Source organism: Modestobacter sp. SYSU DS0511 (genome assembly GCF_054050755.1).
Genome location: NZ_JBJGZY010000003.1, coordinates 55,202 through 80,637, shown reverse-complemented (window position 1 = coordinate 80,637; position 25,436 = coordinate 55,202). Strand labels below are relative to the sequence as shown.

22 protein-coding genes are annotated in these 25,436 nt (G+C 74.9%); 13 read left to right on the top strand and 9 right to left on the bottom strand.

Going from position 1 to position 25,436, the window contains the following annotated elements; all coding sequences use genetic code 11:
- Window positions 1–102: 102 nt before the first annotated feature.
- Both ACI783_RS02485 and ACI783_RS02480 read left to right on the top strand, forming a co-directional pair.
- Window positions 103–1,185, top strand: coding sequence for an adenosine deaminase (locus ACI783_RS02485; protein WP_457138984.1), 1,083 nt, complete (start codon window positions 103–105; stop codon window positions 1,183–1,185).
- A gap of 290 nt (window positions 1,186–1,475) precedes the next feature.
- Entirely contained in the window at window positions 1,476–3,113 is a 1,638-nt protein-coding gene (locus ACI783_RS02480; RefSeq protein WP_457138983.1) for a DEAD/DEAH box helicase, read from the top strand.
- A gap of 87 nt (window positions 3,114–3,200) precedes the next feature.
- Here ACI783_RS02480 and ACI783_RS02475 read toward each other — a convergent pair whose 3' ends face one another.
- The 4 genes from ACI783_RS02475 to deoC all read right to left on the bottom strand — a co-directional run bounded on the left by ACI783_RS02475 (window position 3,201) and on the right by deoC (window position 8,100).
- Window positions 3,201–4,670 (bottom strand): hypothetical protein, encoded by a 1,470-nt coding sequence (locus ACI783_RS02475; protein WP_457138982.1) that lies wholly within the window; start codon window positions 4,668–4,670, stop codon window positions 3,201–3,203.
- Between the two features lie 111 nt (window positions 4,671–4,781).
- Complete coding sequence (locus tag ACI783_RS02470; protein WP_457082437.1) at window positions 4,782–5,648, bottom strand: aldehyde dehydrogenase family protein; 867 nt, start codon at window positions 5,646–5,648, stop codon at window positions 4,782–4,784.
- Window positions 5,645–7,105 (bottom strand): aldehyde dehydrogenase family protein, encoded by a 1,461-nt coding sequence (locus ACI783_RS02465; RefSeq protein ID WP_457138981.1) that lies wholly within the window; start codon window positions 7,103–7,105, stop codon window positions 5,645–5,647. The genes ACI783_RS02470 and ACI783_RS02465 overlap by 4 nt, the downstream gene beginning before the upstream one ends.
- Window positions 7,105–8,100, bottom strand: a complete 996-nt coding sequence (gene deoC, locus ACI783_RS02460) for a deoxyribose-phosphate aldolase (RefSeq protein ID WP_457138980.1) — start codon at window positions 8,098–8,100, stop codon at window positions 7,105–7,107. Before deoC ends, ACI783_RS02465 begins: the two co-directional genes overlap by 1 nt.
- Before the next feature lie 318 nt (window positions 8,101–8,418).
- On the opposite strand from deoC, the gene ACI783_RS02455 reads away from it, so the two are divergent.
- Window positions 8,419–9,627 carry a DUF222 domain-containing protein gene (locus ACI783_RS02455; RefSeq protein WP_457139058.1) on the top strand — a complete coding sequence of 403 codons (1,209 nt, stop codon included), beginning with the start codon at window positions 8,419–8,421 and terminating at the stop codon, window positions 9,625–9,627.
- A 70-nt stretch (window positions 9,628–9,697) separates the two neighbouring features.
- On the opposite strand, the gene ACI783_RS02450 is transcribed toward ACI783_RS02455, so the two are convergent.
- On the bottom strand, window positions 9,698–10,153 hold the full coding sequence (locus ACI783_RS02450) for a GNAT family N-acetyltransferase (RefSeq protein ID WP_457138979.1): 456 nt from the start codon (window positions 10,151–10,153) through the stop codon (window positions 9,698–9,700).
- 77 nt (window positions 10,154–10,230) lie between these two features.
- Between ACI783_RS02450 and ACI783_RS02445 the strand changes: the two genes are divergently transcribed.
- Window positions 10,231–11,088 carry an alpha/beta fold hydrolase gene (locus ACI783_RS02445; protein WP_457138978.1) on the top strand — a complete coding sequence of 286 codons (858 nt, stop codon included), beginning with the start codon at window positions 10,231–10,233 and terminating at the stop codon, window positions 11,086–11,088.
- 71 nt (window positions 11,089–11,159) lie between these two features.
- Here ACI783_RS02445 and ACI783_RS02440 read toward each other — a convergent pair whose 3' ends face one another.
- On the bottom strand, window positions 11,160–12,005 hold the full coding sequence (locus tag ACI783_RS02440; protein WP_457138977.1) for an SDR family oxidoreductase: 846 nt from the start codon (window positions 12,003–12,005) through the stop codon (window positions 11,160–11,162).
- 194 nt (window positions 12,006–12,199) lie between these two features.
- On the opposite strand from ACI783_RS02440, the gene ACI783_RS02435 reads away from it, so the two are divergent.
- The 5 genes from ACI783_RS02435 (at window position 12,200) to ACI783_RS02415 (ending at window position 15,418) form a co-directional block, all read left to right on the top strand.
- A complete protein-coding gene (locus ACI783_RS02435) occupies window positions 12,200–12,844 on the top strand; it encodes a maleylpyruvate isomerase family mycothiol-dependent enzyme (RefSeq protein ID WP_457138976.1) in 645 nt (214 codons plus the stop codon).
- 31 nt (window positions 12,845–12,875) lie between these two features.
- Window positions 12,876–13,499 (top strand): uracil phosphoribosyltransferase, encoded by a 624-nt coding sequence (gene upp, locus ACI783_RS02430; protein WP_457138975.1) that lies wholly within the window; start codon window positions 12,876–12,878, stop codon window positions 13,497–13,499.
- Window positions 13,500–13,581: 82 nt separating this feature from the next.
- Window positions 13,582–14,469, top strand: a complete 888-nt coding sequence (locus ACI783_RS02425) for a Gfo/Idh/MocA family protein (protein ID WP_457138974.1) — start codon at window positions 13,582–13,584, stop codon at window positions 14,467–14,469.
- Window positions 14,376–14,894: a DUF805 domain-containing protein gene (locus tag ACI783_RS02420; RefSeq protein WP_457139057.1), complete on the top strand. Its 519-nt coding sequence runs from the start codon at window positions 14,376–14,378 to the stop codon at window positions 14,892–14,894. The genes ACI783_RS02425 and ACI783_RS02420 overlap by 94 nt, the downstream gene beginning before the upstream one ends.
- Before the next feature lie 110 nt (window positions 14,895–15,004).
- Entirely contained in the window at window positions 15,005–15,418 is a 414-nt protein-coding gene (locus ACI783_RS02415) for a DUF805 domain-containing protein (protein ID WP_457138973.1), read from the top strand.
- Window positions 15,419–15,463: 45 nt separating this feature from the next.
- On the opposite strand, the gene ACI783_RS02410 is transcribed toward ACI783_RS02415, so the two are convergent.
- Genes ACI783_RS02410 through ACI783_RS02400 form a run of 3 tightly spaced genes read right to left on the bottom strand, consistent with a single transcriptional unit; the run spans window position 15,464 to window position 18,785 of the window.
- Entirely contained in the window at window positions 15,464–17,092 is a 1,629-nt protein-coding gene (locus ACI783_RS02410) for a phospho-sugar mutase (protein WP_457138972.1), read from the bottom strand.
- Window positions 17,089–17,955 carry an NAD-dependent epimerase/dehydratase family protein gene (locus ACI783_RS02405; protein WP_457138971.1) on the bottom strand — a complete coding sequence of 289 codons (867 nt, stop codon included), beginning with the start codon at window positions 17,953–17,955 and terminating at the stop codon, window positions 17,089–17,091. The genes ACI783_RS02410 and ACI783_RS02405 overlap by 4 nt, the downstream gene beginning before the upstream one ends.
- Window positions 17,952–18,785, bottom strand: a complete 834-nt coding sequence (locus tag ACI783_RS02400) for a purine-nucleoside phosphorylase (RefSeq protein ID WP_457138970.1) — start codon at window positions 18,783–18,785, stop codon at window positions 17,952–17,954. Before ACI783_RS02400 ends, ACI783_RS02405 begins: the two co-directional genes overlap by 4 nt.
- Window positions 18,786–18,868: 83 nt before the next feature.
- Here ACI783_RS02400 and ACI783_RS02395 point away from each other — a divergent pair, with 83 nt between their 5' ends.
- From ACI783_RS02395 to scpA, 4 genes are all read left to right on the top strand, one after another.
- Window positions 18,869–20,029: a glutamate--cysteine ligase gene (locus tag ACI783_RS02395; protein WP_457138969.1), complete on the top strand. Its 1,161-nt coding sequence runs from the start codon at window positions 18,869–18,871 to the stop codon at window positions 20,027–20,029.
- Window positions 20,026–21,252 (top strand): amidohydrolase, encoded by a 1,227-nt coding sequence (locus ACI783_RS02390; RefSeq protein ID WP_457138968.1) that lies wholly within the window; start codon window positions 20,026–20,028, stop codon window positions 21,250–21,252. The genes ACI783_RS02395 and ACI783_RS02390 overlap by 4 nt, the downstream gene beginning before the upstream one ends.
- 69 nt (window positions 21,253–21,321) lie before the next feature.
- A complete protein-coding gene (locus ACI783_RS02385) occupies window positions 21,322–23,193 on the top strand; it encodes a methylmalonyl-CoA mutase subunit beta (protein ID WP_457138967.1) in 1,872 nt (623 codons plus the stop codon).
- On the top strand, window positions 23,190–25,400 hold the full coding sequence (gene scpA, locus ACI783_RS02380) for a methylmalonyl-CoA mutase (RefSeq protein ID WP_457138966.1): 2,211 nt from the start codon (window positions 23,190–23,192) through the stop codon (window positions 25,398–25,400). Before ACI783_RS02385 ends, scpA begins: the two co-directional genes overlap by 4 nt.
- Window positions 25,401–25,436: the final 36 nt, after the last annotated feature.

Genomic DNA, 25,436 nt, shown 5'->3' with positions numbered 1-25,436 from the left:
CGGCGGGGAGCCTCCGGCCCCCGCGCCGTGCCCCCGGACGGCCCGCTGTCCGTACCCGTCCCCGGCTCCCCGCGCCGTGGTGCCGTTGGGCAGGATCACCCCATGGCCGCCCCACTGAACGTCGAGAACCTCGTCCGTGCGCCCAAGGTGCTGTTGCACGACCACCTGGACGGCGGGCTGCGGCCGCAGACGGTGCTGGAACTGGCCGACGAGGTTGGGTACCGCGATCTGCCGGCCGACGAGCCGGCGGCGCTGGGCCGCTGGTTCCGCGAGGCGGCCGACTCCGGGTCGCTGCCGCGCTACCTGGAGACGTTCGCGCACACCGTCGCGGTGCTGCAGCGGCCCGCGGCCGTGCACCGGGTCGCCCGCGAGGCCGCGCTCGACCTGGCCGCCGACGGCGTCGTCTACGCCGAGGTGCGGATGGCGCCGGAGTTGCTCACCGAGGGCGGCACGGCCCTGCCCGCGGTGGTCGAGGCGATGCTCGACGGCTACGCCCAGGGCAGCCGGGAGGCCGCAGCCGCCGGGACGCCGATCGTCGTCGGCACCCTGCTGTGCGCGATGCGCCAGGCCGACCGGTGGGTTGAGGTCGCCGAGCAGGTGGTCCGGTTCGCCGACGCCGGGGTGGTCGGCTTCGACCTGGCCGGCCCCGAGGACGGCTTCCCACCGGACCGCATCCCGGAGGCGATCGCCGTGCTGGACCGGGCCGGGGCGCACCGCACCGTGCACGCCGGGGAGGCCGCCGGGATTGCCTCGATCGTCGCCGCGCTGGACGGCGCGGGTGCCGAGCGGCTGGGCCACGGGGTGCGCATCGCCGACGAGGTGCCCGTCGACGGCGCGCTCGGTCCGGTGGCGCAGCGGGTCCGCGACGCGCAGGTGCCGCTGGAGGTTGCCCCGTCGTCCAACGTGCAGACCGGCGCCTACCCGTCGCTGGCCGACCACCCGGTCGACCGGCTGCACCGGGCCGGCTTCGCCGTGACCCTGAACACCGACAACCGCCTGATGAGCGGGGTCTCGGCGAGCAGCGAGCTGGCCGCCGTCGCCGCCGCCTTCGGCTGGGGCTGGGACGACGTGCAGACGGTGACCGAGCGGGCGCTGCGCGCCGGCTTCCACGACGACGCCGTGCGTGCCCGGATCACCACCGAGGTGGTCCGCCCCGCCTACGACGTCCTCCGCGCGGGCAGCTGAGGCGCCCGGGTGAGCAGTCGAAGGCCCCCTTGCCCCCACCACTCGCCGGCTCGCGGCGGGTCCCGGCAAGGGGGCCGGAGCGCTCGGGAATCAATCCGGCCGCCGCGCTGCTAACCTGGACGTGCCGGTGAATGTGCCGGTCATCCTCCCGGGCGGTCCTGTCCGGGCACAGCGCATCCGTGCAGATCAACGCGTCACCGCAGACGGCCGCGATCACCAGTGTGGACGCCGGACACCCCGGCGATCAGCAGCACCACGGGACGCGCACCGATCTGTATCGGAGTTCCCGCTTGTCCTCGTTCGACTCTGTCGACACCCGCACCACCCCTGAGAACACCCCCCTCGAGGCCGCCGCCTCCACTCCCGAGGTCACGGCGCCCGCCGCGACCGAGGAGGCCCCCGAGCCCACCGGCCCGACCTTCGCCCAGCTGGGCCTGCCCCAGCCGCTGGTCACCGCGCTGGAGCGCAAGGGCATCCGGCACCCGTTCGCCATCCAGACCTCCGCGCTGCCCGACGCCCTCGCCGGGCGCGACGTGCTGGGCAAGGCCGCCACCGGTTCCGGCAAGACGCTGGCCTTCGGGCTGCCGCTGCTGGCCCGCCTGGGCGGCGACGCACAGCACGGCCGGCGGGCGCCGCGTGGCCTGATCCTGGTGCCGACCCGTGAGCTGGCCCAGCAGGTGCACGACAACCTGGCCCCGCTCGGCCAGTCGATCGGCGTCCAGCTGGCCGCCGTGTACGGCGGTGCCTCGATGTACCGCCAGATCCAGCAGCTGCGTCGCGGCGTCGACGTGCTCATCGCCACCCCCGGCCGGCTGCAGGACCTGATCAACCAGGGCGAGACCACCCTCTCCGAGGTCGTCGTCTCGATCATCGACGAGGCCGACTTCATGTCCGACCTCGGCTTCCTGCCGGTGGTCAAGGAGCTGCTCGACCAGACCCGCCCCGACGCCCAGCGGCTGCTGTTCTCGGCCACCCTGGACGGCGAGGTCGACACCCTGGTCCGCCGTTACCTGAAGGACCCGGCGCGGCACGAGGTCGTCAAGGCCGCGGACTCCGGTCCGCAGGCCGAGCACCTGGCCTACAGCGTGTCCTTCCCGGACAAGCTGAAGGTCACCGAGGCGATGGCCGCCCGCCCGGGCCGGATCATCATCTTCGTGCGCACCCAGCACGGTGCCGACCGGCTGGCCGGCAACCTGCAGGCCGTCGGCATCTCCGCCGAGCCGATCCACGGCGGCCTGCCGCAGTCGGCGCGTCGCCGGGCACTGGAGGCGTTCACCGACGCCCGCAGCCCGGTGCTGGTGGCCACCGACGTCGCCGCGCGTGGCATCCACGTCGACGACGTGTCGCTGGTGCTGCACTACGACCCGCCGGCCGACCACAAGACCTACCTGCACCGCTCCGGCCGCACCGCGCGGGCCGGTGCCGCGGGCGTCGTGGTCTCGCTGCTGCTGCCCGACCAGGTGGGGCAGTCCAAGCGTCGGTTCCGCCAGGCCAAGGTCGAGCCGCAGGTCACCCGGATCCGTCCGGGCGACACCGCGATCTCCGACCTGGTCGCCGGTGGCACCTTCGTCGAGCCGATCGTCCGTCCGGTGCGCGAGTCGCGCCGTCCGTCCGGTGGCTCCGGCGGGCGTCGCCCCTCGGGCGAGCGTCCGGGTGGCTACCGCGGTGGTCCCCGTCGTCCCTCCGGTGACCGCGATCGCACGTACGGAGACCGCCCCTCGGGCGAGCGCTCCTACGGCGATCGGGATCGCTCCGGTGGTCGTCCCTCCGGCGACCGCGACCGCTCGTACGGAGACCGCCCCTCGGGCGAGCGCTCCTACGGCGATCGGGATCGTTCCGGTGGCGACCGGCGCACCGGTGGCTACCGCGGCTCCAGCGAGGGGCACCGCTCCGGCGGCCGTCCCTCGCGCCCGGCCCGCTCCTACTGAGGCCCGGCCCGTCCCGCGAGGGACGGGTGAGCAACGGCCAACGGCCGGTCCCCGCAGCGCGGGGGCCGGCCGTTGGCCGTTCCCGGCCTAGTCGCGGAAGCGCAGGGCCCCGCCGACCTCGGTGACCACCTCGTCCCAGGAACTCGCCAGCACGGCGGCGTCCTGAGCCGGGAGCGGCGACGCCGGATCGGTCTCGCTGCGGGCGACGGCGCGACCCAGCGGGGTGTCGCCGGTGAGCAGCTCCTCCACCCGGGTCAGCCCGGCGTACTCGGCGACGTCCCGCACGCCCTCGACCGGCTGCTCCAGCGCCTCGTGCTGCACCAGCCCGCCGGCGCCGCCGGCGACCTCGCGCAGCACCTCGGCGAGCGCGGTGAGGTCGTAGCGGTCCTGGTCGGCCGGCAGCGGCGGGACGTCGGTGTCGGCCACCTCCGGCCAGGAGGCGATGCCGCTGAGGTCGTGGCGCTCGTCCGAGGCGCAGAAGCGGGCCAGCTCGACCGGGGAGGGGAACAGGAAGACCTGCCCGTCGCGGCCGAGGAACCGGGCGCGGTCCTCGACGTAGCAGCGCAGGGTCAGGCCGGCGCCCTCGGGGACGACCAGCTCGACGGGGAGGATGCCGACCGCCTCCCAGAACTCCTGGGCGGCGGCGACCGCGGCCGGGCTGGCGGTCAGCCGGCTGCCGCCGCGGATGTCCCGGGTGCCGGTGGTCGGCACGCCCGGGGCCGCAGCGGTGGAGCCGGCCGGCTGGCGCTGCGCGCTGGCCCCCGCCACGGCCGGGCGAGCAGCGGCGTCGTCATCGTCGAGCAGGTCGACGTCGTCGTCCTCGTCGTCGTCCTCGTCGTCCGGCTCCGCCGCGCGGGCCTCGGCCTCCTCGGCGGCCGACGGGTAGTCGTCGGGGGAGACGCTGCCGGCCCCGGTCCAGTCCAGGTGGTCGTCGAGCTCCTCGAGCACGTCCTCCCAGAGCTCGTCGATCGCGGTGCCCAGCCGCTGCCAGGACTCCTCACCGGTGCGGCCGAGGAACGCCTGCACGCCGAGGGGCAGCGCGGCCACCTCGGGGCGGGAGACCAGCTCGGCGACCGACTCGAACTCGGTCTCGTCGTCGTCGAGCAGGTCGTCCTCGTCATCGGCGGTGTCGCAGCACTCGGCGATGCGCCCGACGACGTCGACGACGGCGGCCAGCTCGTCGACGGCCCAGCGGTCCGGGTTCTCCGCGACCACGTCGTAGACGCCGTCCAGGTCGAACCGGTGGTCCTCGTCGGGGGTCAGGTCGCCGGCGTCGAGCCCGGCCACGACCGGCCAGACCGGGTGGTCGGCGAGGTCGTGGTCGGTGCTGGCGCGGCAGAAGGCGGCCAGCGCGGCCGGGGAGGGGAACAGGTGGACGACGGCCTTGGTGACGCCGTCCTCGGGGTCGTCGTCGTTCAGGTCGGCGGGCACGTCGACCGTGCTGCCGAGGAACGCCTGCCACTCCTCGCCGTCCTCCTCCCAGGGAGGAGCCCAGAGCGTGTAGCCCGTGCGGTCGTCGAGGGTGAGGGCGATGGGGACGATGCTGGGCCTGGCCACCCGCCCATCCTGCCCGGTGGACCTGCGCGCGCGCACTGCGGTCCCCGACCCGTGGCCCCGGTGCCGGATCCCGCCGCCGGTTCGCGAGCGCCGGGGAGCGGCGGGGCCCGGCTACACGCCCATCGGGTGCCAGACCGACTTGGTCTCCAGGAACGGCGTCATCCGGCTGAGACCGGGGTCCGCGGTCCAGTCCGGCTCCTCCGCCGGAGCCCGCAGCACGCGCTTGATCGTGCCGGCGGCCGAGCGCTCCAGCTCCATCGCCAGCGGGCCGTGCGCACCGGCCAGGTCGATCGCGTCGACGTCGGCGTGCTCGGCCAGCCAGGGCCCGATCTCCGCGGCGTCGCCGGTGAGCAGGTTGACCACACCGCCGGGGACGTCGGAGGTGGCGAGCACCTCGCCCAGGGTGATGGCCGGCAGCGGGCGCTCCTTGGCGGAGACGACGACGGCGGTGTTGCCCCCGGCGAGCACCGGCGCGAGCACGCTGACCAGCCCGAGCAGGCTCGACCGCTGCGGAGCCAGGACGGCGACCACGCCGGTCGGCTCGGGAGTGGAGAAGCCGAAGTACGGGCCGGCGACCGGGTTGCTGCTGCCCAGGACGGCCGCGAGCTTGTCGGTCCACCCGGCGTACCAGACCCACCGGTCGATCGCGGCGTCCACGGCGGCCCGGGCCTTGGCGCCGGACAGCCCCTCGCCGGCGGCCACCTCCTCGGCGAACTGGGCGGCCCGGCCCTCCATCACCTCGGCGACCCGGTAGAGCACCTGCCCGCGGTTGTAGGCGGTGGCGCCGGACCACTTCGGGAAAGCGCCGCGGGCGGCGACGACGGCGTCCCGGGCGTCCTTGCGGGAGGCCCAGGCGGCGTTGGCCAGGAAGTGGCCCTTGGCGTCGTGCACCTCGTAGGTGCGGCCGGACTCCGAGCGGGGGAACGCCCCGCCCAGGTAGAGCTTGTAGGTCTTGCGGACGGCGAGGCGGTCGGTCACTTGGCGTCTCCCGTCGAGAGGTAGGCGGCCAGCCCCTGCCGGCCGCCCTCGCGGCCGTAGCCGGACTGCTTGTAGCCGCCGAACGGCGAGGTGGGGTCGAGCTCGTTGAAGGTGTTGGCCCACACCACACCGGCCCGCAGCTGGTCGGCGATCTTAAGGATGCGGGAGCCCTTCTCCGACCAGATGCCGGCCGACAGCCCGTAGGTGCTGTTGTTGGCCTTCGCGACCGCCTCGTCGGGGGTGCGGAAGGTGAGCACGGACAGCACCGGGCCGAAGACCTCGTCGCGGGCGATGCGGTGCGCCGCCGAGACGTTGGTGAAGATCGTCGGGGGGAACCAGAACCCGCGGTCGGGGAGGTCGCAGGCCGGCTGCCAGCGCTGGGCGCCCTCGGCCTCGCCGATCTCGGCCAGCTCCCGGATCCGGGCCAGCTGGGCCGCGGAGTTGATCGCGCCCAGGTCGGTGTTCTTGTCCAGCGGGTCGCCGACGCGCAGGGTGCCGATCCGCCGCTGCAGCGCCGCGATGACCTCGTCGTGCACCGACTCCTGCACCAGCAGGCGCGAGCCCGCGCAGCAGACGTGGCCCTGGTTGAAGAAGATGCCGCGGACGATCCCCTCGACGGCCTGGTCGACCGGGGCATCGTCGAAGACGATGTTGGCGGCCTTGCCGCCGAGCTCCAGGGTGAGCCGCTTGCCGGTGCCGGCGACCGAGCGGGCGATCTCCCGGCCGACCTCGGTGGAGCCGGTGAAGGCGACCTTGTCGACGTCGGGGTGGGCGACCACGGCCCGGCCCGTGGCGCCCGCGCCGGTCACGATGTTGACCACGCCGGGCGGCAGGTCGGCCTGCTGGCACACCTCGGCGAACAGCAGCGCGGTCAGCGGGGTGGTCTCCGCGGGCTTGAGGACGACGGTGTTGCCGGCCGCGAGTGCGGGAGCGACCTTCCACGCCAGCATGAGCAACGGGAAGTTCCACGGGATGACCTGGCCGGCCACGCCGAGCGGCCGCGGGGTCGGCCCGAGCCCCGCGTGCTCCAGCTTGTCGGCCCAGCCCGCGTGGTAGAAGAAGTGCGCCGCGGCGAGCGGAACGTCGACGTCCCGGCTCTCCCGGATCGGCTTGCCGTTGTCGAGGCTCTCCAGGACGGCGAACTCCCGGGCCCGTTCCTGCAGCAGCCGGGCGATGCGGAACAGGTACTTGCCGCGGTCGGCCGGGCGCATCGGCCCCCAGACCCGGGTGAACGCGCGGCGGGCGGCGCGGACGGCGCGGTCGACGTCCTCCTCGGACCCCACGGCGACCTCGCTGAGCACCTCCTCGGTGGCCGGGTTGACGGTCTTCAGCGGGGTGCCGGCGCCAGGGGTGAACTCACCGTCGACGAACAGGCCGTAGCTGGGCTCGAGGTCGACGATGGAGCGGGACTCCGGGGCCGGCGCGTACTCGAACAGGCTCGAGGTGGGGGAGGTCATCAGTCCACGCTCACGTGGTCGGGGCCGGAGTAGTGGCCGGTGCGGAGCTTCTGGCGCTGCAGGAGCAGGTCGTTGAGCAGGCTGGAGGCGCCGAGGCGGAACCAGTCGGGGGAGAGCCAGTCGGCACCGGCGGTCTCGTTGACCAGCACCAGGTGCTTGACGGCGTCCTTCGTGGTCCGGATGCCGCCGGCTGGCTTGACGCCGACCTGGCGGCCGGTGGCGGCGCGGAAGTCGCGGACCGCCTCCATCATCACCAGGCAGACCGGCAGCGTGGCGGCGGGGGAGATCTTGCCGGTGGAGGTCTTGATGAAGTCGCCGCCGGCGAGCATCGCCAGCCACGAGGCGCGACGGACGTTGTCCAGCGTGACCAGCTCGCCGGTCTCCAGGATGACCTTGAGGTGCGCGGGTCCGCAGGCCTCCTTCACCGCGACGATCTCCTCGAACACGTCGAGGTAGCGGCCGGACAGGAACGCCCCGCGGTCGATGACCATGTCGATCTCGTCGGCGCCGTTCGCGACCGCGTCCCGGACGTCGGCGAGCTTGACCGCCCGGCTGGCGCGGCCGCTGGGGAAAGCGGTGGCGACGGCGGCGACGTTGATGTCGGTGCCGGCCAGCGCCTCCTTGGCCACTCCGGCGAGGTCGCCGTAGACGCAGACCGCGGCGACGGCCGGGCAGGTGAGGTCCTCCGGATCGGGGCGGCGGGCCTTGGCGGCGAGGCTGCGCACCTTGCCGGGGGTGTCGGCGCCCTCGAGGGTGGTCAGGTCGACCATCGAGATCGCGGTGTCGATCGCCCAGGCCTTCGCGGTGCTCTTGATCGAACGGGAGCCCAGAACGGCGACCCGCTGCTGGGCGCCCACCTGGTCGACGCCGGGCAGCCCGTGCAGGAAGGCGCGGAAGGCGTCGTCCGAGCGGGTCACGTCGGCGAACGGGTCGGGTGGGGTGCCCGGGGCGCCGCCGGACCCGGCCAGCGCGTTCGGGTCGAGCACGTGGGTCATGCCGGGCATTCTCCACTGCCCGGTGACAACTCCTCGGGGCTCACCCTGCCGCCGTCTGGTGGTGGGCCCGTGCCCGGCGTCGGCGGCCGGCCTCGTCGGAGCGGTCCGGTGGCTCTCCCCAGCGCTCCGGGGGAGTCCGTCAAGAACCGTCGCGGATCTGTGGACAGGCATCTGAGCTGGGGCTCCGCCCGGTGAGCGGGGTCGTGGGGCGGTAGACTTCGAACACACATTCGAATGACGCAGGGGGTGTCCGTGGGCGAGTCGTTGACCCTGGACGCCCCCGCACCGAACGTGGCGGCCGAGCTGCCGGCCGATGACGTGTTCGGGTCGGAGCTGCTGTCGGCGTTGGACTCGCTGGCGGCCGAGGAGCTGCAGGGGCTCACGAACAAGCGGACCCTGGATCGGACGGCGCTGCTGGTGTCGGTGGCGAACCGGGTCGCGGCGGAGTTGACCCGCACGGTCCGGCACGCGGAGTCCACCCAGGCCGCCGAGCACGACGGGCTCAAGAGCATGCGGTCGTGGTTGATCGGGCATGCGCGGCTGGCCCCGGCCGAGGCGTCGCGGGTGGTGCGGGCGGGGCGGGTGCTGGAGTTCTTCCCGGTGTTGGCGGCGGAGTTCGCGGCGGGGGAGGTGACCGCGGCGCAGGTGAACGTGGTGGCGGAGAAGGTGGGGCCCGGCGAGGTCGCCGCAGCCGAGGCGCAGGGGGTCGATCTGGGCGCGTTCGACCAGACGTGGGCGCAGATCGCGGCCGGGGCGCCGCATGAGGTGCTGAAGACCGCGGTGGCGCTGTTCGACGCCGCGCTGGATCCGGATGGGCCGGAGCCCGACCCCACGGAGGGGCGGCGGTTGTCGATCGCCAAGCATGCCGATGGCAGCGTCACCGGCCGGTTCGACCTGGACGCCGTCGGTGGGGAGAAGCTGCAGGCGGCGGTGGAGTCGCTGGTGCAGGCGAACCGGCCGAAGGGTGACACCCGGACGCGGTCCCAGCAGCAGGCTGATGCGCTGGTGCAGTTGTGCGACAACCAGCTCGCCTCCGGTGGCCTGCCGACGCTGCGGACGGTGAAGCCGCACGTGGTCGTCGGGATCGACCTGGACGACCTCGTCGACGACGCGACCGGCCCGGGGGCTGCGCAGACGGGGTTCGGGGCGACCATCTCCGCCGCCCGCGCCCGCTACCTCGCCTGTGACGGCAGCGTCTCCCGGATCGTGATGGGGCCTGACGGTGTGCCGCTGGACCTGGGCCGGGACTACCGGGTCGTCACCCCCGGACTCCGCAAGGCGGTCGAGCGGCGGGACAAGGGCTGCGTGTTCACCGGCTGCGGCGCCCCGACCTGGTGGTGCGATGTCCACCACCTCGTCCACTGGCTGCACGGCGGCGAGACCAACCTGAGCAACTCCGCGCTGCTGTGCGAACGGCACCACACCAAGGTCCACCACGGATTCCGGGTCCAGCGACAACCCGACGGCCGATGGCGCACCTGGCGACCCGACGGCACCGAGATCCTCATCGGACCACTGCTCACCTGAACCGGTTGCGCGCGTCCCGACCCTGATCGAGTGAACTCCGAACGGCTCGCATCAGGTGAGTGCCGTTCGTTCACGGGCGATGGGTGAAACGAGTGACCCACAAGTCTGGGAGCACCTGGATGTCTTCTGTCGCGGTGAAGCCCACCGACTCGTACAGGGCACGCGCGGGCAGGTTGTCGCGTCCCGTGGACACCACGGTCACCCGCCCGTCCGCCCGCCGGAGCACCTCGCGTACGAGTGCCCTGCCGAGACCGCTGCGGTGCATGGCGGGAGCGACCACAAGCCGGTCGACGTCAACGGTCACCGGGTCGGCCGTCCAGGCCAGTGCACCGACGAGGCGCCCGTCGATCCAGCTGCCCAACCACGAGAGATCGGCGTCCCTCAGCTGCCGGAGGTCCTCGTGCAGCCCCGGGATCCGGTCGTCGCCGATCAGCTCGGCTTCGACGGCGTAGGCGGCCCGCTGCAAGGTCAGCAGCTCGACAGCCAGTGCATCCTCCGTCGCCGGCGCCAGGTCACTGATCAGCACGCCCGAAGTGTCGCAGCGAGACATCCCGGCCGGGAAACGCGTCGCGTCCACGGGCGGGTGCGTGCTCTCCTGCTGGTGTGGAGACGTTCGTCGAGGTCGCCCCGGGCGCCCGGCTCTGGACGGAGGTGACCGGGCCGGCGGACGGCTCGCCGCTGCTGCTCGTCATGGGCGCCAACGCCTCCGGCCGCACGTGGCCTCACGACCTGGTCCGCGCGCTGGGTGAACGGCACCGGGTCGTCCGGTACGACCACCGGGACACCGGGCGGTCGACCTGGGCCTTCGACGAGCGGCCCTACGCCGTGCGCGACCTCGCCGAGGACGCGGTGCGGGTGCTGGACGCACTCGGCATCGCACGCGCTCACGTGGTGGGCATGTCGATGGGCGGCACGCTCGTCCAGCTCCTCCTGCTCGACCACCCGGATCGGCTCCGCTCGGCCACGGTCTTCGCGACCGCGGTGCTGGAGGGCGTCGCGGCGCCCGCGCCCTTCACCGAGACCGACCCGTGGCTGCTGGAGCTGTGGGAGCACCTGGCGGACCCGCGCGACCGGGACGCCGAGATCGCCTGGCGGGTCGAGCACTGGCGGCTGCTGAACGGCGCCGACGTCCCCTTCGACGGCGAGGAGTTCCGCCGGATGGAGGAACGGGTGATCGCGCACGCCGGTCGGCACGACAACCCGGCGGCGCACGCGCGGGCCGATCAGGCCGGGCTGGCCCGCGGTGCGGAGCTCGCCCGGGTGACGGTCCCGACGCTGGTCGTCGAGGCGCCGAACGACCCGATCAACCCGCCGCCGGCGGCCCGTCGCATCGCCGAGGCCGTCCCCGGCGCCCACCTCGTGACCGTCCCGGGCATGGGGCACGCGCTGCCGTCGCCGGTGCTCCCGCCGCTGGCCGCCGCCGTGCTGGCACACACTGGACGCGTGGACGCGGGAAGGTGAGCTGCCGCCGCCCGCTGCTCAGGGCGGCTCGGTGACGGGGTGGTGCACCGCCGCCGGAACCCGGCCGGGCGTCAGCGCGAGGCGCGCAGCACCTGCTCCAGCGACCGCGCCGGGTGACCGGTGAGCTCTGCGACGTGATCGGTGACGCCGGCCAGTGAACCGTCCGCGATCGCCGTGTAGGTCGACACCCACGCCTCGACCTCCCAGTCGGGCGCGCCGTAGGAGGCGCGGGACGCGTACGCCTCGTCGAGGGTCTCCGGGACGTAGCGGGTCGCCCTCCCGGTGACCGCGCTGACCGTGTCGGCCACCTCGTGGAGCGTCAGCGCCTCCGGCCCGGTCAGCGACCAGGTGCGCCCGCCGTGGGCAACCGGGTCACGGAGGACGGCGACCGCAGCGTCCGCGACGTCGTCCCGGGCCACCGCCGCCACCCGACCGTCGCCAGCCGGGCCGCGGATCACGCCGTCCTGCCCGACGAACTCCACGAGCGAGTCCAGGTAGAACTGGTCGCGGAGGAACGTGGCCGGCAGCCCGAGCGCACGGATGTGCTGCTCGGTCGCCCAGTGGTCGCGGGCCAGCGTGAAGGTCGCCTCCGCCGCGGCGCCCTCGAAGGACGTGTAGACCAGGTGCTCGACCCCGGCGTCGGCCGCGGCGTCGAGGAAGCTGCGGTGCTGGTCGACCCGGTCAGCGGTCTCCGAGGCCGACACCATCAGCACGACCGGCACGCCCGCCAGTGCCTCGCGCACCGCCTCCCGGTCGCCGTAGGGCGCCCGGACGACGGTCGTTCCCGGCAGCTGCGGTGCCCGGGAGGGGTCACGGACCAGCAGCTGCTGCGGCACCCCGGCCTCGGCGAGCAGTCGTGCAACACGGCCGCCGAGGTGGCCGGTCGACCCGGTGACGGCGATCGGGGCACCAGACACGAGGGACTCCCTGGGTGCTCGGAACGGATGCCGTCCGGCGGACCGGGACGCCGATGCGCCGCCCAGCCTGCCACCGCAGCCCCGACCGGTCATCCGGTGGACCGAGCCCTGGTCGCGGCCACCGGACCGATGAGTCCGGCGCCGCCCCGCAGTCCTCGTCGGTGACCGACGTCCGCCGTCCCGTGCGAGGAACCGTGCCCGAGCCCCGCGTCGCCATGCTCTCCGAGGTCGCCGCGCAGCGGCACGCCCTCGCCGACCTCCTCGACACCCTGCACCGTCACGAGTGGGCCGCGCCCTCGCTCTGCCGTGGCTGGACGGTGCACGACGTGCTCGCCCACCTCACCCTCTCCACCCGGCAGTCCACCGCCGGCATGGTGCTGCGCATCCTGCGGGCCCGCGGCGACTTCGACCGGGCCGAGGCGCGCGCCGCCCGGCACCGCGCCACCGCGCACCCGCCGGCCGTGCTCACCGCCCAGCTGCGCGAGACCGCCGCACTCGACCGCCGCGTCGGCATGTCCAGCCGGTGGGACCCGCTGGTCGACGTCCTGGTGCACAGCCAGGACATCGCCCGACCGCTCCGGCGCCGGCTCCCCACCCCACCCGCGCTCGCCGTCCCGGCGTTGGAGCACGTCTGGACCAACGTCTTCTACGGCCGCCCGGCCCGGCGGCTGCACGGGCTCCGGCTGGTCGGCACCGACACCGACTGGGCCGCGGGGCAGGGTGCCGAGGTCCGCGGTTGCGCCGGGGACCTGCTGCTGCTCGCCACCGGCCGGCCGGTCGCCGCAACCGGGGTCACCGGACCGGGGGCCGGGGAGGCCGCCGCCCGGCTCCGCTCCTGACCGATGCCTGCAGGCCGATACGGTGTGCGCCGTGCAGCTGACCGTCGTCGACCACCCGATCGCCCGCGCCCGCCTGTCCCGGATGCGCGACGAGCGCACGGACAACGCCGCGTTCCGCGCCGCCCTGCGCGAGCTCACCCAGATGCTGGTCTACGAGGCCACCCGCGACCTCGAGATCGCCGAGGAGTCGATCACCACCCCGGTCACCGACACCATCGGCTACCGGCTGGCCGGTCCGCCGCTGATCGTCCCGGTGCTCCGTGCCGGACTCGGCATGGCCGACACCGCGCACGGCATGCTGCCGGAGTCGCAGATGGGCTTCGTCGGCCTGGCCCGCAACGAGGTCACCTTCCAGCCCGAGGCCTACATGGCCTCGCTGCCGGAGTCGCTGGTCGGCCGGGCGGTCTTCGTCCTCGACCCGATGCTGGCCACCGGCGGCTCGCTGGTGCACTGCTGCACCCTGCTCACCGACCGCGGCTGCACCGACATCACCGTGCTGTGCGCGCTCGCCGCTCCCGAGGGCATCGAGCGCCTGGAGGTCAGCGGCCTGCCGCTGCGCGTCTTCACCGCCAGCGTCGACCAGGGCCTGGACGAGAACGCCTACATCGTCCCGGGCCTGGGCGATGCCGGTGACCGCCAGTTCGGCGCCGTCTGACCACGACGGAGTGAGCATCGCAGCGAGGAACGAGCGAGGAGCGGAGCGGAGTGACCGTGGGCAGACCCAGGGACGTGGCCTGATGCGGTTCGGGGTGCTGGGCACCGGCCACTGGGCACGCACGGTGCACGCCGCCTCCCTGGCGGAGCACCCCGACGCCGAGCTGGCCGGGGTCTGGGGCCGCGACCTGGCCAAGGCGAAGGCGGTGGGCGCGGAGTTCGACGTCGCCGGCACCGACGACCTCGACGCGCTGCTCGCCGACGTCGACGCCGTCAGCGTCGCCGTCCCGCCGGACGTGCAGGTGCCGCTGGCCGAGCGCGCCGCCGCCGCGGGCAAGCACCTCCTGCTGGAGAAGCCGGTGGGGCTGACGCTCGCGGCCGCCGACCGGGTGGTCACCGCGGTCGGGACCGCCGGCGTCGCCTCGGTCGTCTTCTTCACCAGCCGCTTCCGGACGGCGACCTCCACCTGGCTGCAGGAGGCGAGCCGCACCACCCTGGCCGGCGGCGCGGTCACCTGGCTGGGCTCGCTGGCCGGCAGCCCCTTCGACTCCGCGTGGCGGCGGCAGCACGGCGCGCTGTGGGACGTCGGCCCGCACGCCCTGGCGCTGCTCGTCCCCACCCTCGGACCCGTGCGCACCGTGCAGGCCGGCGCCGGGCAGGGCGACACCGTGCACCTGGTCCTCGGCCACGACGACGGGCGGGCGAGCACCGTCACGCTGTCGCACACCGCCGCCGGGCTGTCGGCGGGCATCGACGTGTGGGTGCACGGCGACGCCGGCCGGCTGGTGCTGCTGCCGGAGTCCGACACCGCGGTCGCCGCGCACCGGGTCGCGGTCGACGAGCTGCAGGCCGCCGCGCTCACCGGCGGCGCCCACCCCTGCGACGCCGCCTTCGGCCGGGACGTCGTCCGGGTGCTCGAGACCGCGCAGCGGGCCCTGGCCAGCGGCTGCCGGGAGACCGTCGCCGCCTGACCCGCAACGACGGCCGGGTCGGCCCCGCCGCTTGGTACGTCCCCACCGGGCGGATCCAGCGCAGCGACTGGTGGCTGCGCTACGTGCTCGTCATCCTGCTCATCGGGGTGCTCGCCTCGCTGGTCGACGCCTCGACCTTCCCCGACGCGTTCCCCCGTTTCCAGGACCGGGAGAACGTCCTCGACGTCGCCGACCTGCTGTGGGCCTTCCCCAGCCAGGGCGGGCCGGTGACCGTGCTGGCTGCGCTGGTGCTGGTCGTGCCGAACGTCGCGGCCACCGTCACCCGGCTGCACGACCGCGACCACTCCGCCTGGTGGCTGCTGTGGGCGGCGCTGCCCGTGATCGGCTGGCTCGTCCTGTTCCTCACCTGCGGCTTCCTCGGGACGCAGCAGCACCCCAACCGCTACGGCCGCCCGCCCGCCTGACCGCCGGCGAGCGCCTCGCCCGGCCGGGGGACAGACGCCACCCTGCGTGATCGGCACGATGAAGTGCCGGCCCTCCGGACGGCGTCGGTCCGCAACGACGGTGAGGTCTTGTGAACATCGCCCAGTGGTACGTGTCCCGCGGCCGGATTCCCCGCCGCACCTTCTGGCTGCACTACTTCCTGCCGATCACGGCCGCCAGCCTGGTGCTGCAGCTCGTCGTCATGACGACCGTGGGCTCCACGGCACCACCGGTCGACGACGGGGGTGGCATCCCCGGCATCTTCTGGGTGTTCCTCGTCTTCTGGCTGGCCGCCCTCCCGCCGTCGATCTCGTCCCAGGCGACCCGCCTGCACGACCGGGGGCACTCGGCTTGGTGGCTGTTGTTCCTCCTGCTGCCGGTGGTCGGCCCGATCGTGCTTCTCGTGCAGATGTGCCTGCCGGGAGAGGAGCGCACCAACGACTACGGCCCGCCGCCGGCCGGCGAGCGGGTGCCCGAGCCGGGCTACCCGCAGAGCTACCGCTGACCACCCCGCCGCCGCCCGGCCGAGGGCGGCGGCGGGTGGCGGGCGCTACAGCCCCAGCGCGGCGGACATCTCCGTGCGCAGCCGGTCCAGCTCCGCCGCGGCGCGCTCGCGGGCGGCGGGCAGCCCGGCGGCGTCGGCCACCGGGACGACGACCTCCAGGTAGGCCTTGAGCTTGGGCTCGGTGCCGCTGGGCCGCACGACCACCCGGACGGCGTCGCCGGTCAGCCGCACCGCGTCGACCGGCGGGTCGGCGTGCGCCAGGTCGGTGGCCTGGACGTCCCGGCCGAGCAGCTGCGCCGGGGGCGTGGCGCGCAACCGGGCCATCGCCCCGGAGATCACCGAGAGGTCCTCCACCCGCACCGCCAGCGGCCCGGTGGCGAACAGCCCGTGCTCCACCGCCAGCTCGTCGAGCCGGTCGGTCAGCGTCCGGCCGTCCGCGCGCAGCTCGGCGGCGAGCAGCGCCACGGCCAGCGCCGCGGAGATGCCGTCCTTGTCGTGCGCGACCCCCGGGGTGACCGCGTAGCCCAGCGCCTCCTCGTAGCCGAACGCCAGCGGCGCCCCGGCCGAGCCGGCCCGGATGATCCACTTGAAGCCGGTGGGGGTCTGCTCGAACGGCGCGCCGTGCGCGCGGGCGAGCGCGCCCAGCAGCGACCCGCTCACCAGCGAGCAGGCGTAGGTGCCGCGCACGCCGCGGCGCAGCAGCCAGTCGCCCAGCAGCGCGCCGACCTCGTCGCCGGTCAGCTGGCGCCCGCCCACGACCACCGAGCAGCGGTCGGCGTCGGGGTCCTCGGCGATCGCGACGTCGGCGCCGGCCTGCTCGGCGCGGGCCACGAGCAGGTCGACCGCGCCCGGCTCCTCCGGGTTGGGGAACGCGACGGTCGGGAACGCCGGGTCGGGCCGGTCCTGCTGCGGCACGGTGTGCAGCGGCCCGAAGCCGGCCGCCTCGAACACCCGTCGGGTGGTGGCCGACCCGACACCGTGCATGGCGGTGTAGGCGACGGTGAGCTGCTGCCGGTCGGCGAGCGCCACCCGGCCGGGCTCCAGCGCGTCGACGACGGCGGTCACGTAGTCGGTCTCGACGTCGTCGCCGCAGGTGACCCAGTCGTCGCTGCGCGGCAGCGACCGCAGCGATCCGACGGCGGCGATCGCGGCCTCGATCTCCCGGTCGGCCGGCGGCACCAGCTGCGCGCCGTCGCCGAGGTACACCTTGTAGCCGTTGTCCTGCGGCGGGTTGTGGCTGGCGGTCACCATGATCCCGGCGACCGCGCCCAGGTGCCGGACGGCGAACGACAGCACCGGGGTGGGCAGCGGCCGGGGCAGCACCTGGACGGCGAACCCGGCCCCGGCCAGCACCTCGGCGGACAACCGGGCGAACTCGTCGGAGCGGTGCCGGGCGTCGAAGCCGATGACGACGCCACCACCGGCGTGCCCGGCGTCGCGCAGCCAGGCACCCAGCCCGGCGGCCGCGCGGGTGACCACGGCGGCGTTCATCCCGGCCGGGCCCGCGCGCAGCGGGCCGCGCAGCCCGGCGGTGCCGAAGGTGAGCGGGCCGGCGAACCTGCGCACCAGCTCGGAGATGTCGCCCGCCTCGATCAGCGCCTCGATCTCGGCCCGGTCGCCGTCGTGCGGGTCGTCGTCGGCCCAGGCGCGGGCGGTGGTCAGCACGTCGGTCACCGCTGCTGCCTCTCGATGCCCTCGGTGGCGGTGGCGGTGTCGGTGTCGGACGTCGGGGCGTCGAAGGAGGCGAGGGTGTACTCCCCGCCCACGCGGGTGTGCACCGGATCGGTGGGGTCGGGCTCCCCGTGCGCGGCGATCAGCGCGGCGGCGTAGCGCTCGGCGTCGTCGACCGGCCGGTAGCCCAGCGCCCGGGCCGCGGTGAGGTCCCACCAGTTGCGGGTGTTGTCCGACACGCCCCAGACCACGGCGAAGCCCGGGGAGGGAGCGCGCAGCGCGGCGTCGACCAGGCCCACCTGGTCGGTGGGGGACAACCAGGTGGCCAGCTGGCGCAGCGTCGTCGGCTCGGGGAAGGCGCTGCCGATGCGCAGGCAGACGACGTCCATCCCGTAGCGGTCGACGTACAGCGCGCCGAGGCCCTCCATCGCCACCTTGGAGACCCCGTAGTAGGTGTCCGGGCGGTGCGGCGCGTCGGCCTCACGGAGCAGACCCTGCCCGGGGCGCGGGGTGTACCCGGTGGCGTGGTTGCTGCTGGCCAGCACGACCCGCCGGACGCCGGCGCGGCGGGCGGCCTCCAGCGCGCAGTACGTGCCCTCGATGTTCGCCGATCGGATCGCCGGCCAGGGGGACTCACCGGAGATGCCGGCGAGGTGGACGACGGCGCTCGCCCCCGCGGTGGCCTCGACCACCGCGTCCAGGTCGGTGACGTCGGCGACGACGGTCTCCTCGCCCGGGCGCGGCTCGGTGATCGGGGCGACGTCCAGGCTGCGCAGCGCCCACCCGCGCTCGGGCAGCCCGCCCCGCAGCACGGTGCCGATGCGGCCCGCGGCGCCGGTGACCAGCACCGGCCCGGGAGACGTCACGGCATGCGCCCGATCAGCTGCACCAGGAACTCCCCGAGCCGGCCGGCGGCGGCCTTGCCTGCCTCCAGGACCTCCAGGTGGTCCAGCGCCTCGCCGGTGATCCCGGCCGCGGCGTTGGTGACCATCGACAGCCCGACCACCTCCATGCCCGCGGCCCGGGCGGCGATCGCCTCGAGCGCCGTCGACATGCCGACCAGGTCGGCGCCGAGGGTGGTGAGCATCCGGATCTCCGCCGGGGTCTCGAAGTGCGGGCCGGGCAGGGCGGCGTAGACGCCCTCGGCCAGCGACGGGTCGATCTCCTTGGCCAGGGTGCGCAGCCGGGCGGAGTAGAGATCGGTGAGGTCGACGAAGGTGGCGCCGACCAGCGGCGAGCGCGCGGTCAGGTTCAGGTGGTCGCTGATCAGCACCGCCTGCCCGACCCGGTGCTCGGGCCGCAGGCCGCCGGCGGCGTTGGTCAGCACGACGGTGCCCACCCCGGCGGCGGCGGCGGTGCGGATGCCGTGGACCACCGGCTCGACCCCGCGGCCCTCGTACAGGTGGGTGCGGCCCAGGAACAGCAGCACCTTGCGGTCGCCCACCCGGACCGAGCGGATCTGCCCGCCGTGACCGGTGACGGTGGGGGCGGCGAAGCCGGGGAGGTCACCGATGGCGACGCTCGCCAGCGTCTCGCCGAACGCGTCGGCGGCCGGCGCCCAGCCCGAGCCCATGACGACGGCGACGTCGTGGCCCCCGCCGACGGCGGCGGTCAGCTGTTCGGCGGCCCGGGCGGCCAGCGCGGTGGGATCGGGGACAGGTGCTTCGGGTGCAGGTGCTGCGGTGGGCTCGCTCACCTGCGCGAGCATAGGGACCGGGCCGGACACCGCACCCGCTCGCACGACCGGCGGTCCGCCCACCCCGCTCCTAGACTCACCGGGTGCAGATCCCCTTCCACTCGTCCGAACGCGCCTCCCTGGGAGTGGAGTGGGAACTCCAGCTGGTCGACCGGGAGACCGGTGAGCTGACCTCCGGTGCCACCGAGATCCTGGCCGAGATCACCCCCGACGGGCTCGAGGAGCACCCGAAGGCCAAGCACGAGCTGCTGCAGTCGACGGTCGAGGTCATCACCGGGATCTGCACCACCGTGGCCGAGGCCAAGGCCGACCTGGCAGCCACCCTCGCCGAGGTCGTCGCGGCGGCCGACCGGCGCGGCCTGGACCTGATGTGCGCGGGCAGCCACCCCTACACCCGCTGGGACACCCAGGAGATCTCGCCGAAGGAGCGGTACGCCGAGCTGGTCGAGCGGATGCAGTGGCCGGCCCGGCGGCTGCAGATCTTCGGCGTCCACGTGCACGTGGGCGTGCGCTCGCCGGACAAGGCGATGCCGATCGTCAACGCGCTGCTGCAGTACGTGCCGCACCTCCTGGCGCTGTCGGCGTCCTCGCCGTTCTGGTCCGGCTGCGACACGGGGCTGGCCTCGGTGCGCACCAAGGTGTTCGAGGGCATGCCGACCGCGGGGCTGCCGTACCAGCTCACCGACTGGGCCGGGTTCGAGGAGTACATGGGCACGCTCATCGCCGCCGGGGCGATCGAGAGCGTCCGCGAGGTGTGGTGGGACGTGCGGCCGCACCCGGACTTCGGCACGGTCGAGCTGCGGATCTGCGACGGCCTGCCCACCCTCGACGAGATCGGTGCGGTCGCCGCCGTGGCCCAGTGCCTGGTCGAGCAGCTGGACACCCAGCTCGACCGCGGCTACACCCTGCCCACCCCGGCCGGCTGGATCGTCCGGGAGAACAAGTGGCGGGCGGTGCGCTACGGCCTGGACGCGCAGATCGTCGTCGACGAGCAGGGCACCGTTGCCCCCGTGCGGGAGGCGCTGGCCGAGCTGGTCGAGGAGCTGCTGCCCACCGCGCGCAAGCTCGGCTGCGAGGCCGAGCTGCTCGACGTCCGCCGGGTGCTGGCCGTCGGTGGGTCCTACCAGCGGCAGCGGGCGGTCGCCGCCGCGCACGGCGGAGACCTGCGCCCGGTCGTGGACAGCCTGGTCGCCGAGCTGCGCGACGGCCTGCCCGACGTCGACCCCGCCGGGGAGCCGCGGTGAGCGAGGCCCCCTCCCCGGACGACGCCGGCGCCCGGCTCGACGACTGGGCCCGGGAGCACCACCCGGAGCTGGTCGCCGTCCGCCGGCACCTGCACGCCCACCCCGAGCTCGGGTTCGCCGAGCACGAGACGACCGCCCACCTCGAGCAGCGGCTGTCCGCGGCCGGGCTGCGTCCGCGGCGGCTGCGCAGCGGCACCGGCCTGGTGTGCGACGTGCCCGGCGACCCCGACGGCCCGGTCGTCGTGCTGCGTGCCGACATCGACGCGCTGCCGCTGGCCGACCTCAAGGACGTGCCCTACCGCTCGACCCGCGAGGGCCTCTGCCACGCCTGCGGGCACGACGTGCACACCACGGTGCTGCTCGGCGTCGCGCTGGCGCTCGCCGCGCAGGAGCGGCTGCCCGGCACCGTGCGCTGCGTCTTCCAGCCGGCCGAGGAGCAGCTGCCCGGCGGCGGCCTGGTGGTGGTCGACGAGGGGGTGCTGGCCGGCGCCACCCGGGCGTTCGCGCTGCACTGCGACCCCTCGCTGCCGGTCGGGCAGGTGGGGCTCCGCAACGGCGCGATCACCGCCGCCTGCGACCGGGTCGAGGTCACCCTGACCGGGCCCGGCGGGCACACCGCCCGGCCGCAGCTCACCGTGGACCTGGTGCACGCGCTGGGCCGGGTGGTCACCGACGTCCCCGGGCTGCTCTCCCGCGTGGTCGACCCGCGGGCGAGCCTGTCGCTGGTCTGGGGGGCGATCAGCGCCGGTGTCGCGGCGAACGCCATCCCGCAGACCGGCACGCTGCGCGGCACGCTGCGGGTGCTGGACCGGTCGGTGTGGAGCGAGGCGGAGGGCCTGGTCCACCGGCTGGTCACCGAGGTGGCGGCCGGGTCGGGCGCGGAGGTCGCCATCGAGTACGTGCGGGGCGTGCCGCCGGTGGTCAACGACCCGCGCAGCGTGGCGCTGCTGCGCGGGGCCGCGATCGAGACCGTCGGCGGCGAGGGGGTCGTCCTCTCCCCGCAGAGCATGGGCGGGGAGGACTTCGGCTGGTTCGCCGAGGTGCTGCCGATCGCGCTGGCCCGGCTGGGCACCGCCGGCTCCGGCCCGGCGCTCGACCTGCACCGCGGCACCTTCGACGTCGACGAGCGGGCGATCGGCGTCGGCGTCCGGCTGCTGGCCCGCACGGCGGTGCACGCGCTGACCGCCGACGCGGGCGTCCCCGTGGGTGACCCCGCCCGGTAGATCGTGTAGAGGTTGGGCCCACGAGTTGCACAGACGCACCGCGCGGCACCGAGAGGCGAGGACCCGACGATGAGCTCTCCCGACCAGCCGGCGGAGCGCCCGGCCGGGCCGCCCCCTGCCGAGCCGGAGACGCCGGAGGAGCTCGCGCTCGCCGCCGGCTTCCCGGCCGCCACCCGGGAGCAGTGGCGGGAGCTGGTCGCCGGGGTGCTGCGCAAGGCCGGGCGGGACGACCTGCCCGACCCGGTCGAGGACGCGCTGCGCCGGACCGTGGCCACCGGGGTCACCGTCGCGCCGCTGTACACCGCCGAGGACGTCGGCGACCTGCCCACCGCCGTCGGGGTGCCCGGGGCGCCGCCCTTCGTCCGCGGCTCGCGGGCGGGGAGCGCCGAGGTGGAGGTGCCGGCCGGGTGGGACGTCCGGCAGCGGCACGCCGACCCCGACGTCGCCCGCACCCGGGAGGCGATCGCCGCCGACCTGGAGAACGGCGTCACCTCGCTCTGGCTGGTCCTCGGCGAGGGCGCACTCCCGGTGGAGGCGCTGGGGGAGGTGCTCGCCGACGTGTACCTGGACCTCGCGCCGGTCACGCTGCAGGGCGGCGTCCCGGCTGCCGAGGCGTTCCTCGCCCTGGTCCAGGGGCGCGCCGACCTCGCACCGGGCGGCTGCCTGGGCCTGGACCCGATGGGCCTGCAGGCGGCCACGGGGGAGGCGCAGGACCTCTCCGGCCTGGCCCCCCTGGCCCGCCGCGCCCCGGCGGGCTGGCGCACCGTCGCCGTCGACGGCACGGTGTTCGCCGACGCCGGCGGGTCGGTGGTCGAGGAGCTGGGCTGCGCGATCGCGTCCGGGGTGGCCTGCCTGCGGGCGCTGACCGAGGGGGGCCTGACCGTCGAGGAGGCGTTCGGCCAGCTGGAGTTCCGGCTCTCCGCCGGGGTCGACCAGTTCACCACCATCGCCGCGCTGCGCGCCGCGCGCCGGCTGTGGAACCGGGTGGGCGAGGCGAGCGGGGTGGCGGCGGAGCACCGGGCGATGCGCCAGCACGCGGTCACCTCGTCGGCGATGGTCACCCGGCACGGTGCGGCGGTGAACATGCTGCGCACGACGGTCGCCTGCTTCGCCGCGGGCGTCGGCGGCGCCGACGTCGTCACGGTGCAGCCGTTCGACGCCGCGATCGGCCTGCCCGACCCGTTCGCCCGGCGGCTCGCCCGGAACACCCAGACACTGCTGCTCGAGGAGGGGTCCGTGGGCCGGGTGCTCGACCCGGCCGGCGGCTCCTGGTACGTCGAGGCGCTGACCGAGTCGATCGCCCGGGCCGCCTGGGCCTGGTTCACCGAGGTCGAGCGGGCCGGCGGGCTGCCCGCCGCGCTGGCCTCCGGGCTGGTCGGCGAGCGGATCGCCGCCGCCTGGGCGACCCGGCAGCAGCGGGTGGCGCACCGCACCGACGCGGTCACCGGCGTCACCGGGTTCCCCGACGCCGCGGAGGTGCCACCGAGCCGCCGGCCGGACCCCTGGCGGCCGCCGTCCGGGCCCGGCGGGCTGCCCCGGGTGCGCACCGCCGAGCGGTTCGAGGCGTTGCGCGACCGCGTCGAGGCCACCGAGCCGCGGCCGGCGGTGTACCTGGCCACGCTCGGCCCGGCCGCCCGGCACACCGCCCGCGCCGGGTTCGCCACGAACCTGTTCGCCGCCGGCGGGCTGCGCACGCCGACCGGCGACGGCGCCTCCGGGTTCGCCGAGGCCGGGACGACGGTGGCCTGCATCTGCGGCACCGACCGCGACTACGACGCCGACGGCGCCGCGCTGGCCGCGGAGCTGCGGGCGGCCGGTGCGACGCAGGTGTGGCTGGCCGGCACCGCCGACGTCGAGGGCGTCGACGGGCACCTGTCCACCGGCTGCGACGCCCTCGCCGTGCTGACCACCGTCCTCGACCAGCTGGAGGTCCGGCCGTGAACGCGATCCCCGACTTCGGCGACCTGGAGCTCGGCGCTCCGCAGGCGTCGGCCACCGGCACGGCCTGGGCATCGGCGTTCGCGCAGGCCACCGGGCGCACCCCGGCCGAGGCGGCCTGGCAGACCCCGGAGGGGATCGCCGTCCCGCCGCTGTACACCCCGGCCGACCTCGCCGGGCTGGACTCCCTGGCCACGTACCCGGGCATCGCGCCCTACCTGCGCGGGCCCTACCCGACGATGTACACCACCCAGCCGTGGACCATCCGGCAGTACGCCGGGTTCTCCACCGCCGCGGCGTCCAACGCCTTCTACCGGCGCAACCTGGCCGCCGGGCAGAAGGGCCTGTCGGTCGCCTTCGACCTGCCCACCCACCGCGGCTACGACTCCGACCACCCCCGGGTCGTCGGCGACGTCGGGATGGCCGGGGTGGCGATCGACTCGATCCTGGACATGCGGCAGCTCTTCGACGGCATCCCGCTGGACCGGATGAGCGTGTCGATGACGATGAACGGCGCCGTGCTGCCGGTGCTGGCGCTCTACGTCGTCGCCGCGGAGGAACAGGGGGTGAGCCCGGACCAGCTCACGGGGACGATCCAGAACGACATCCTCAAGGAGTTCATGGTCCGCAACACCTACATCTACCCGCCGCAGCCCTCCATGCAGATCATCAGCGACATCTTCGCGTTCACCTCGCAGCGGATGCCGCGGTACAACTCGATCTCCATCTCCGGCTACCACATCCAGGAGGCCGGGGCGACGGCCGACCTGGAGCTGGCCTACACCCTCGCCGACGGCGTCGAGTACCTGCAGGCGGGCAAGGCCGCGGGCCTGGACGTCGACGCCTTCGCCCCGCGGCTGAGCTTCTTCTGGGCGATCGGCATGAACTTCTTCATGGAGGTCGCGAAGCTGCGGGCCGGGCGGCTGCTGTGGGCCCGGCTGGTCCGCGAGGCCGGCGCGACGAACCCGAAGTCGATGTCGCTGCGCACCCACTCGCAGACCTCGGGCTGGTCGCTGACCGCGCAGGACGTCTACAACAACGTCGTGCGCACCTGCCTGGAGGCGATGGCCGCCACCCAGGGGCACACCCAGTCGCTGCACACCAACGCCCTGGACGAGGCGCTCGCGCTGCCCACCGACGCCTCCGCGCGGATCGCCCGCAACACCCAGCTGCTGCTGCAGCAGGAGTCCGGGACGACGCGGGTCATCGACCCGTGGGGCGGGTCGGCGTACGTGGAGAAGCTGACGAACGACCTGGCCCGCCGGGCCTGGGCGCACATCCAGGAGGTCGCCGCGCACGGGGGCATGGCGCAGGCGATCGACGACGGCATCCCGAAGCTGCGCATCGAGGAGGCCGCGGCCCGCACCCAGGCGCGCATCGACTCCGGCCGCCAGCCGGTCATCGGCGTCAACAAGTACCGGGTCGAGGCCGACGAGGCGGTCGAGGTGCTGCGGGTCGACAACGCCGACGTCCTCGCCCAGCAGAAGGCGAAGCTCGCCGAGCTGCGGGCGACCCGGGACGAGGCCGCGACCCGGGAGGCACTGGCCCGCCTCACCGACGGCGCGCGCGCCGCCGCCGAGGGGCGTCGGGGGCCCGGGCTCGAGCAGAACCTGCTGGCGCTGTCCATCGCCGCCGCGCGGGCGCGGGCGACGGTGGGGGAGATCTCCGACGCGCTGGAGGCGGTGTACGGGCGGCACGCCGGTCAGGTGCGCACCATCTCCGGTGTGTACCGCGACGAGGCCGGCGACTCCGGCGCCGTGACCGAGACCCGAGCGATGACCGACCGGTTCGCCGAGGCCGAGGGGCGCCGGCCGCGGATCCTGGTGGCCAAGATGGGCCAGGACGGGCACGACCGCGGCCAGAAGGTCATCGCCACCGCCTTCGCCGACCTCGGGTTCGACGTCGACGTCGGCCCGCTGTTCCAGACCCCGGACGAGGTCGCCCGGCAGGCGGTGGAGGCCGACGTGCACGTCGTCGGCGTCTCCTCGCTGGCCGCCGGTCACCTCACCCTGGTGCCCGCGCTGCGCGACGCGCTCGCCGAGCTGGGCGCCGACGACGTGCTGGTCGTCGTCGGCGGGGTGATCCCGCCCGACGACGTCCCGACGCTGCGCGAGATGGGCGCCGCCGCGGTCTTCCCACCCGGCACGGTGATCGCCCAGGCCGCGCAGGAGCTGCTCCGCACCCTGTCCTCCCGGCTCGGGCACCCGTGAGCGGCCCCGCCAAAATGGCCATTTTGGCGGAACGGG

What these genes read in the sequence shown, in the direction of transcription:
- ACI783_RS02485 (WP_457138984.1), top strand. Translation starts at nt 103, where the DNA reads ATGGCCGCCCCACTGAACGTCGAGAACCTCGTCCGTGCGCCCAAGGTG.
- ACI783_RS02465 (WP_457138981.1), bottom strand. Translation starts at nt 7,105, where the DNA reads ATGACCTCCCCCACCTCGAGCCTGTTCGAGTACGCGCCGGCCCCGGAG.
- deoC (WP_457138980.1), bottom strand. Translation starts at nt 8,100, where the DNA reads ATGACCCACGTGCTCGACCCGAACGCGCTGGCCGGGTCCGGCGGCGCC.
- ACI783_RS02425 (WP_457138974.1), top strand. Translation starts at nt 13,582, where the DNA reads ATGCGGTTCGGGGTGCTGGGCACCGGCCACTGGGCACGCACGGTGCAC.
- ACI783_RS02385 (WP_457138967.1), top strand. Translation starts at nt 21,322, where the DNA reads ATGAGCTCTCCCGACCAGCCGGCGGAGCGCCCGGCCGGGCCGCCCCCT.